This is a genomic window from Paenibacillus sp. OT2-17, from assembly GCF_009827695.1.
Lineage (GTDB): Bacteria > Bacillota > Bacilli > Paenibacillales > Paenibacillaceae > Paenibacillus > Paenibacillus polymyxa_B.
This window is the reverse complement of the sequence record NZ_WUDQ01000124.1, coordinates 1-8,842: the sequence shown is the minus strand read 5'-3', so window position 1 is coordinate 8,842 and position 8,842 is coordinate 1. Positions and strand designations below refer to the sequence as shown.

9 protein-coding genes and 1 pseudogene are annotated in these 8,842 nt (G+C 39.3%); 3 read left to right on the top strand and 7 right to left on the bottom strand.

Going from position 1 to position 8,842, the window contains the following annotated elements; all coding sequences use genetic code 11:
* Window positions 1-165, top strand: a pseudogene (locus GRP75_RS30480) (spore gernimation protein); the annotation flags it as partial.
* Window positions 166-467: 302 nt separating this feature from the next.
* Here GRP75_RS30480 and GRP75_RS14570 read toward each other — a convergent pair.
* The 7 genes from GRP75_RS14570 to trxB all read right to left on the bottom strand — a co-directional run bounded on the left by GRP75_RS14570 (window position 468) and on the right by trxB (window position 6,387).
* The gene (locus GRP75_RS14570) at window positions 468-983 is read right to left on the bottom strand and encodes an OsmC family protein (protein ID WP_023988733.1); all 516 of its coding nucleotides are present in this window, start codon (window positions 981-983) and stop codon (window positions 468-470) included.
* A 62-nt stretch (window positions 984-1,045) separates the two neighbouring features.
* Complete coding sequence (locus GRP75_RS14565; protein ID WP_023988732.1) at window positions 1,046-1,774, bottom strand: DsbA family oxidoreductase; 729 nt, start codon at window positions 1,772-1,774, stop codon at window positions 1,046-1,048.
* A gap of 24 nt (window positions 1,775-1,798) precedes the next feature.
* A complete protein-coding gene (locus tag GRP75_RS14560; protein ID WP_023988731.1) occupies window positions 1,799-2,455 on the bottom strand; it encodes a carboxymuconolactone decarboxylase family protein in 657 nt (218 codons plus the stop codon).
* A 421-nt stretch (window positions 2,456-2,876) separates the two neighbouring features.
* The gene (locus GRP75_RS14555) at window positions 2,877-3,938 is read right to left on the bottom strand and encodes an NADH:flavin oxidoreductase (protein ID WP_023988730.1); all 1,062 of its coding nucleotides are present in this window, start codon (window positions 3,936-3,938) and stop codon (window positions 2,877-2,879) included.
* 562 nt (window positions 3,939-4,500) lie between these two features.
* A complete protein-coding gene (locus GRP75_RS14550; RefSeq protein ID WP_160789648.1) occupies window positions 4,501-4,842 on the bottom strand; it encodes a thioredoxin family protein in 342 nt (113 codons plus the stop codon).
* A 28-nt stretch (window positions 4,843-4,870) separates the two neighbouring features.
* Entirely contained in the window at window positions 4,871-5,359 is a 489-nt protein-coding gene (locus GRP75_RS14545) for an OsmC family protein (RefSeq protein WP_160789647.1), read from the bottom strand.
* A 98-nt stretch (window positions 5,360-5,457) separates the two neighbouring features.
* Complete coding sequence (gene trxB / locus GRP75_RS14540) at window positions 5,458-6,387, bottom strand: thioredoxin-disulfide reductase (RefSeq protein ID WP_160789646.1); 930 nt, start codon at window positions 6,385-6,387, stop codon at window positions 5,458-5,460.
* Window positions 6,388-6,950: 563 nt separating this feature from the next.
* On the opposite strand from trxB, the gene GRP75_RS14535 reads away from it, so the two are divergent.
* Both GRP75_RS14535 and GRP75_RS14530 read left to right on the top strand, forming a co-directional pair.
* The gene (locus tag GRP75_RS14535) at window positions 6,951-7,619 is read left to right on the top strand and encodes an ArsR/SmtB family transcription factor (RefSeq protein WP_023988726.1); all 669 of its coding nucleotides are present in this window, start codon (window positions 6,951-6,953) and stop codon (window positions 7,617-7,619) included.
* A 149-nt stretch (window positions 7,620-7,768) separates the two neighbouring features.
* Entirely contained in the window at window positions 7,769-8,737 is a 969-nt protein-coding gene (locus GRP75_RS14530; protein ID WP_160789645.1) for a LacI family DNA-binding transcriptional regulator, read from the top strand.
* Window positions 8,738-8,842 lie beyond the last annotated feature (105 nt).

The following is an 8,842-nucleotide window of genomic DNA, read 5'->3' as shown; positions in this document are numbered from 1 at the left end:
ATTCCGATTATCTTTATCTCCACAATGACTCCTCTTAGTATGATGGACGTGTTTAACCTTAGCGGTTCGGTCGAATACATGGGAATCATTTTGTTTTTTCTGGTTCCGGTACTTCTCTCCATCGTGTTCGTGATCAGAAAGAAGGGAATGAAGCAAAATGTGTAGACGACCTATCCCATCTTTACTGCTTGCCTTCATTCTACTTAGATCAAGTCGGCTGCTGGAGCAGCAAATCTATTTTCTTCACTCCCACTGTAGAATAGTTCGTACATCGGCCTGTCGGCTGTTTTAAAATATTAACTACTGACGTATGTAGGGCGTTTGGCAAAAAAGGGAGCACACATGTCCTTAGCCACAAGGGAAAACGAAAGCACCCTGATCCTAAAATTATAAAAAAGTAGACATTATGCTATGTGTTCCTCGCATAATGTCTACTTTTCTAGCAAAACAATCAAGTATACATGGTATTAACTGTGAAGTGTATACATCGAAGTCACTTTAACGTTTCTTTCAATGGTGTTTCTCACAGGTGATATTTCTATGGCTTTTGCAATCAACTTTTCAACCTGCGCTTCATCTGCGTCACTGTCCACATTGAAACGAACGTTTATTTCATCAAAGCCAGAATTCCCCTCTTTTAAGCCAAAGAAAACGTTCAGATCTATTTCGCCAGTAACATCAACGTCCAACGAATTTACTTTAATCCCCATACCACTAGCTGTTGCAATGAATCCAACACCTACACAAGCGCCAAGTGCACTTAACAAAAGCTCAACGGGATTAGGCCCTTTTCCAGTTCCGGATAGCCACTCTGGTTCATCAATGGGTACCGGCTTATAGTCCCCAACCTCGGCCTCCGAGTAAAACCCATCTTTCCATTTTACTGTAGAAGCAAAACTTGTAATCGCATCCTCGGGATTTTCCTTATATTTTTCTGCCAAGCTTCCGAGCATATTCACATCTACACCGTTCATTTTACTCATATTTAGGACTCCTCTATTTTATATTTTTCATAGACCAATTTAATTGGATCCTGGCTTGTCCTTTATGACTTTTTAGGCGGGATCGCACACCCTTCATCAGTACATAGTCCTTCACTAGAGGTTTCATCAGAAAGAATTTCAAACTTAGCTACCGGATGCTCTTCTTCCCAAACTTTCTCCAACACTTGAGAAAAAGATTCTGTCGGCTGTGCCCCTGAAACTGCATATTTTTGGTTGAATATAAAGAACGGTACCCCGCTAATCCCAACTCTACGAGCTTCATCTTGATCTTTTCGTACTTGATCTTTATAGAGATCCTTATTTTTTAATACTTCGAGGACTTCTTTTCTGTTTAATCCAACCGTTTCTGCAATATCGGCCAGCGTATCATAATCTCCTACATCCCTTGATTCAGTGAAATGTGCAATAAGTAATTTTTCATTCAACGTTGTTTCTTTGCCATTCGTTTTTGCCCATTTTAATAAACGATGAGCATCCAGTGTATTGGTGGGTTTAAGACTATCTAATTGAAAGGATAATCCCACGTTCTTGGCTTGTTGAGTTAAGTGGCTAAGAAATTCTTTTGCCTGTTCTCTTCCGCCAAATTTAGGGGTTAATTTTTCTAGAAAACTTGTTCCATCATACGAAGAAGCTCCCGGATCAAGCTCAAAGCTTTTGTATTCAATACTTATTTCATCTTTATGCGGTAATCCATCTAAGGCTCGCTCCAGATTTTGTTTACCAATATAGCAGAATGGACATGCAATGTCAGACCAGATTTCAATTTTCATGTTTCTACCCCTTCTCAGTTTTAGTTATTCGTCAAATGCAACCAGTGCATTTACTCCATGAGCAAGAGCGGAACCAGCTTTTAAAGCAGTAGCTACCATAATCGACTCAGCCAGTTCTTCTTTGTTTGCTCCGGCTTTTTTGGCTGCTTTCGTATGAATATCAATGCAATATGGACACCCAGTGGTATGGGCAACCGCAACCGCAATCAATTCTTTTTCCTTGGTACTGAGTATGCTGGCTTTCAACGCTTGCTGATCAAAAGAAGCAAAGGATTTGAACGAATCACTTAATTGGGTAAACTCCCGTAGTCTATTAATATAAGATGCACGGTATAACTCGTCGTCATCGGTACCATCATACGCATTTAAAGCATTAACGCCATGAGCCATCGCCGAACCTGCCTTGAGCGCGGTGGCAACCATTATAGCTTCTGCCATTTCCTCTTTTGAAACACCATGTTTCTTAGCTTGTTTTACATGAACCTCAATGCAATAAGGGCATCCCGTGGTGTGGGCTATAGCAATTGCAATTAGTTCCTTGTATTTTGCTGTAAGTTTACCTTCAGCCAATGCTAACTTTTCAAAGGCTACAAACGCCTTGAATATCTCTGGAGAAACCGAGTTAAATTCTCCAATACGTTTAAAATTCGATTTTTTAAACAAACTGTCTTGATGACTCATAAAAAACCCCTCTATTCATTAGAAATTTTAGTGTACTCTGAGCTTTTATTCATCACACTCAGAATTTTTTCCTTGCTTACGCTTTTTCATAGATCCTACGATTGAATCAACAAGTTTCTCTCATTAAATGCCTCCTTTTAAACGAAAACAAGAAGACATTATTCAATTGATTAATTGAATAATAGAATGCATAGGCATTTAAGTCAAGTTCTTTTTATGAGAAGAGGGGGACACCTTGGAAGCCATGAATATCCAGATATTTAATGAATCTTTTATATCCAACCTTCTAAAATATGCATGCGAATAGCCATAAAAAAATGAACACTTAGAATACATTGGTTAAACCCAGGGTTTATCTAATATATTCTAGGGGGTGCATTTCAAATCGATATAGGTTCTTCGTTATTTTTCATACTCCCGTTTAATACAATGTTTCGATTGCCTCACGCGTAAACGGAAGTAATTCTTCTGTTCGTCCATCGCGGATTTTGTTTACCCAGTCAGGGTCAGCCAATAATGCGCGCCCGACTGCGACCAAATCGAATTCTTCACGTTCCAATCTCTCGATTAAATCGCCCATCTTGTTGGCTTTGCCATTAGCCTCTTCCCCGGTAGCAAAGAAATCCAAAAAATCAGCGTCAAGACCGACAGATCCAACTGTAATTGTTGGTTTCCCTGTCAGTTTTTTTATCCATCCTGAAAGATTCAAGTCAGATCCTTCAAAAGCTGGTTCCCAAAAGCGACGAAGAGAGGCATGAAAGATGTCAACGCCTGCATCAACTAATGGCGTTAAGAAACGTTTTAGTTGTTCTGGAGTTTCAACTAATTTTGCTGTATAGGCATCATATTTCCATTGTGAGATTCGCAACACGATTGGAAATTCTGGTCCAACAGCACGTCGGCAAGCTGCGATAACCTCACTAGCAAAGCGTGCACGTTTGACAATGTCGCCACCGTATTCATCGTTACGCGAATTTGTTTTTTCCCAGAAGAACTGATCGATTAAAAATCCATGGGCTGCCATAATCTCGATGCCATCAAAACCAACTTTTTTAGCATTGACTGCTGCCTGTACGAAAGCTTCAACCAATTCCGAAATTTCTTGTTTTGAGTAATCATTAACGTTGCCTCGTGCACCCATATGCCACATTTGAGAGAAAATTTTCCCACCGGCCTCGTGTACTCCATCAACTACTTTTGACCAACCGTTTAGCGCCTCTTCTCCGTATAAGTGTGGTACGTCCTCCTGCCATGCTGGCACCTCGGATGCAACATCAGGATGGTTGATAAACGTACCCTCTGTCAAAATAAGTCCAACACCATTTTCAGCTCTACGACGATAATACGCAGCGACATCCTCCCCTGGCACTCCATTTGGAGAAAAATTTCGAGTCATAGGTGCCAATATAATACGATTAGATAGTTTGAGATTTCCCATTTCGAATGGTTTAAAAAGAGCTTCAACAGATTGAGAATTAGTCACAAAAAAACCTCCAAGTTTTATTATTGTCATTCTATAACGTAGACTTCGTATATTAGCAACAATTAAATCAACTTATCTAATCCCTAACAGTGCATATAAAAAGACTCTCGTTCTAACGTTTATAAAATGAACTGAGAACCAAGTTATGGCTACACCACCACAGAAGCCTGTTAAATAGGACAGCTCTCCTCCATTAGAGCAGATATCCAAAATCGGCTCCATCTTCAGCTTAGGGCTTGTTTAACTTAAGCGATTGATTTTCATGTAATTTGGGCTTCCATCAATGAAATTACTTGAAATTAAATCCTTGCTGCTGCAACATTCTTCTCACTTCAGGATAATAAAATAAATGTGGTTATAGAAGAAGGATACTTATTGACTCCAACCTCTTGTTTCTTTTCCATTTGTACGTTTATCCATGTAGTTAGAGATCGTTTGTTCATATTTTTTAATGAGGCTTTCTAAGTTGGTGTCGTACCGTTCTTTATGCCAAATTGCTTTTTGAGGTAAACGTGGCTTCTTCGAGTAGTTTCTATATAGATACGCAATAGCGCGAAAATCCTTATGAACGTTTGTTATATACCTCAACAGCACTTTGCAGAAAATGTTCTATCTCTTCGCGTGATTTACGAAGCTTGTTGACATAACGAGTAAGCTCTTTACCTTCGACATAGGCTACAAAGCTTGGAATACCCATAATATTTTGTTCTTCACTCACAGTACCTACATGATCTACATCCACCTCAATGAGATCCAGATCATTCGCAAATTTTTCTTCAACTTCAGGTATGAATGGATCAATAAATTTGCAGTCTGGGCACCAGTCTGCTTTAAAAACAGCAACTGTAATTTTGGGGGAACGAATAGCTGTATCAAATTCTGATTTAGAGGTAACTTTTTTCATTTTAATTTCTCCTTTTTTAATGGATGGTTTACCATTCCAATTGATGTTGTTCAATATAGTTACTTGTCAGATCATCTCCAGCATCAATCGATACCTTACCTTCGGTACCTACCGGCACACCTGCTTTGACAAGCAGCTGACCAATGTGGCATTTTTCTTCTGCTTGTAGGAATAATGCTTCGACCACAGTGATATCTTCTTTCGATGCACCCGAGGATAAAACAACATGCGGACGATGTGTAATGCTCAGTTGGTTCCCTCTAGCTATGTTCCCTTCTGTGTCCATAAAGAACCCGGCAACGGGTACTTTCTTGTGATCGAGCATGTACGCTAGTGTCAGAGAATAACAAGCAATAGCAGAGGACATCAGGAGTTGTTGTGGATTAGCACCTTCCCCACTTCCCCCTTTAAGAACAGGGATAGCAATTTGTGTTTGTAAATTGTCGCCTTTCATTCGACCAAAACCTTTCGCGTCTTTGAACCAAACCGTATTCATAGTCACTTTTTGATCCGGCATTTTAATATGCTCCTTTCCATATTTTCATTACTTGTACTTGTCACTAAAATCCTTAGACTCCGAGAAACTTCAAAACGTTCTATTCGGTTAACGACGTTTTAATTATTTTCCAAAGAATCGATAAACTTTTCACTGTCCATGGCCGCCATGGCTCCAGTCCCTGCTGCAGTAATAGCTTGACGATAGCGAGTATCCTGTACATCTCCACAAGCAAACACACCTGAAATATTTGTCATCGATGTGCCGGGTACTGTAACGATGTAGCCGTTCTTATCCGTTTCAATTTGACCATTTAAAAAGTCCGTATTCGGATGATGGCCGATGGCTACAAATACACCATGTGCATGTAGGATTTCCTCTTCGCCTGAGATATGGTTCCGGACTTTCAATCCTGTCACTCCACGCTCTTCCGCAACAACTTCAAGTGGGGTCCTGCTTAAAGCCCACTCAATTTTTGGGTTTGAACGAGCGCGATCTTGCATAATTTTTGAGGCTCTCAGTTCTTCTCGACGATGCACCACAGTAACTTTGGAAGCGAATCGTGTTAGAAAGTTTGCTTCTTCCAATGCAGTATCGCCTCCACCCACTACAATGAGTTCCTTATTTCGAAAGAAAAAACCATCACAAGTGGCACAAGTACTAACTCCCCGGCCTACATTTTCTGTTTCGCCTGGTATTCCTAAATATTTCGCACTGGCACCGGTTGAAATGATCAGAGTCTCAGTAATGATTTCACCATTGCCCTCCACTTCCAGTTTAAACGGCCGTTTTTCCAAATCTACCGTCTTTACCCAACCATTAAGAAATGTAGCCCCGAAGCGTTCCGCTTGTTTACGCATATTATCCATTAATTCCGGGCCCATGATGCCTTCTGGAAATCCAGGATAATTCTCAATTTCAGTTGTTGTTGTAAGCTGTCCTCCTGGTTCAAGTCCTTCAATGACGAGCGGATTCATATTAGCACGAGCCAGGTAGATCGCTGCGGTCAGTCCTGCTGGACCAGTTCCGACAATTACAGATTTATACATATTCATCCCTCCAAATTCGATATTTTTTACAGTTGTTTATAACCATATTTTTTAATATTCAATTGATTAATTGAATTATAGCATTAGGAAATCTGCTCGTCAATACAAGGATAGAAAATGACTACGAATGAGACACACATTGTAGAAATGTATTTAGGGGCGGATGTTTGACTAATCTTTGCATAATGAAAAAAGCTGACAGAGCGCAATGGCAGTGTCAACTTTTTTGTGAGAGTTTATGTTTCATATGCGTTGTATGTTGGAGTAAACCAGAATTTAAGGCTTTCTTTTTAACTTTCTAAATAGGGTATTCTTATAAATTTTATCAAGTTATATCCTTTTGACTTGACTCCACTCGGGTTGTTCATGTTAAAATTTTAATATTCAATTGAATGAACAAGAGCCGATTTCATGAGTAAAGTCAATTTTTGAGTATCTAATTTCCTCATTATGATTCTTCAGTTATGGATTATAGTTTAAGGTGTATTCTAAGGCTTCTCCTATGCATGATTGGAATTGGGGATTCCCGTTTTATAATACGACAAGAATAGAGGTTGAGAATAATGGAAGATATGCTGAACTCTGCGAAAATCTTTAAGGAAGATCTCTATAAACAATTGGCTAGAATCGGAAAATGTTTATCCAGTGATAAGCGTCTTGAGATCTTAAATGTGCTATCCAATGGTTCTAGAACCGTAGAAAAAATAGCTACCTGCACAGACATGAATATTGCGAATGTATCTCGCCACCTTCAAGTTCTGCTCGATGCAAAACTGGTTAAATTCACAAAAAAAGGAGTATATGTGATCTATTCTTTGGCTGATCCAGAAATCATCGAATTTCTTTCCTCTTTATGGCGAATCAGTGAAAAACAACTTCCTGACATTAGTAGAATGAAAGACGATTTCCTAAACAATCTTGATGACGTTCAAACGCTTACGATGGATGAGGTTAGGGAGAAGATTAATAATGATTCAATAATTTTGGTGGATTTACGTCCTAAAGAAGAGTATGACATGGATCATATTGCGGGAGCAATTTCAGTGCCGATGGAAGAATTAGATGCACTAATAAGAGAGATACCGAAAAACACAGAAATCATCGCATATTGTAGAGGTCCACTGTGTGTCTACTCAGCTCTGGCGACGCAGAAATTACAATCTGAAGGCTTTACGGCTTTTCGCATGGAAGAGGGCTTGAATGAGTGGCAAGAACATTTTCAGTTACATTAAGCTGACTTCTAAGAACAGACGAATAACAATTAATTTCTCCAATTCTTAACTAAAAGACTTCAAGGCCAATATTATTAGGCTCTGAAGTCCTTTTTAGTTAAGACAAACTTAGGAAACATGATATGATTTCTCTTAAGAGGTGGTTAGAAATGGCGAATATTCAAGAAATTGCTCGCTTAGCGGGAGTATCCACAGCAACTGTATCACGAGTAATTAATAAACACGGCTACGTAAGTGATTTAACCAGACAAAAAGTTTTAGAAATTATCGAGGAGCTTGATTATGTCCCCAATGCTAATGCGATCTCTCTAAAAAAAGGTAAAACTCGTCAGATTGGAATAATGACGGTCTCCTTTAGTCCTATTATTATTAATTTTGTTCGTGCATTCACTCTTTTTGCTGAGAAAAACGGATTTATCGTCACTCTTTTTATCACGAATGGAGAACCTGAAAAGGAGCTTATTGCCCTGGAAATGCTAAAACGGAAGCAATTAGATGCTATCGTGTGTTTGATACGGTCCAATGAATGGGATGTCATTGAATCCTATGCCCGGTATGGCCCCATTGTTATATGGCAACGTCTTCAAAACGAGAATCTTCCTTCTGTCTTTATGGATCAATTTCATGCCTATTCGACAGGTCTTGAATATCTTCATTCCAAAGGTTACCGAAAAATACTTAGCATATATCCGATGTCCAAAGGACTGAATACAAAGGAACGCATTCGTGCCCATACAGAATTCGTTAAGAAACACAATCTCATGGCGTATCCATTTCCTCATTTCGAAGATAAAACTTTAGTTCGTGATGGGGAGGAGCATGCTAAATGGTGGGTATCGCAGGAAGACCGACCTGATGCTATTTTTTGTGCCAATGATGAAGTGGCAGCTGGTCTTATGACAGCCCTGCGTCGATTGGGATTTTCCATTCCGGGAGATTTGGGGATTATGGGCTTCGATAATACAGAGGTGGCTCACTTGCTCGATTTGACAACGATTGACTATCCTATCGACCAGCAAGCTGAGAATGCATTTCTTATTTTGCAAAATAAGTTGAATAACACCAAAAACAGGCTAAACACTTTAACATACAAGTTAGTTGAGCGAAGTTCGACATAACGCAGTATCTTTAGTATTACTGGCATATGGTAAATCCTACAGTACATTAAAAAAACCACTTGTTCAATTTGGACAAGTGGTTTTTTTAATGTACTGTAGGATTTA

Bases quoted from the DNA above. Each gene is read 5' to 3' on its own strand.
- GRP75_RS14560 (WP_023988731.1), bottom strand. From the start codon at position 2,455: ATGAGTCATCAAGACAGTTTGTTTAAAAAATCGAATTTTAAACGTATT.
- GRP75_RS14550 (WP_160789648.1), bottom strand. From the start codon at position 4,842: ATGAAAAAAGTTACCTCTAAATCAGAATTTGATACAGCTATTCGTTCC.
- GRP75_RS14565 (WP_023988732.1), bottom strand. From the start codon at position 1,774: ATGAAAATTGAAATCTGGTCTGACATTGCATGTCCATTCTGCTATATT.
- trxB (WP_160789646.1), bottom strand. From the start codon at position 6,387: ATGTATAAATCTGTAATTGTCGGAACTGGTCCAGCAGGACTGACCGCA.
- GRP75_RS14535 (WP_023988726.1), top strand. From the start codon at position 6,951: ATGGAAGATATGCTGAACTCTGCGAAAATCTTTAAGGAAGATCTCTAT.
- GRP75_RS14530 (WP_160789645.1), top strand. From the start codon at position 7,769: ATGGCGAATATTCAAGAAATTGCTCGCTTAGCGGGAGTATCCACAGCA.
- GRP75_RS14570 (WP_023988733.1), bottom strand. From the start codon at position 983: ATGAGTAAAATGAACGGTGTAGATGTGAATATGCTCGGAAGCTTGGCA.
- GRP75_RS14545 (WP_160789647.1), bottom strand. From the start codon at position 5,359: ATGCCGGATCAAAAAGTGACTATGAATACGGTTTGGTTCAAAGACGCG.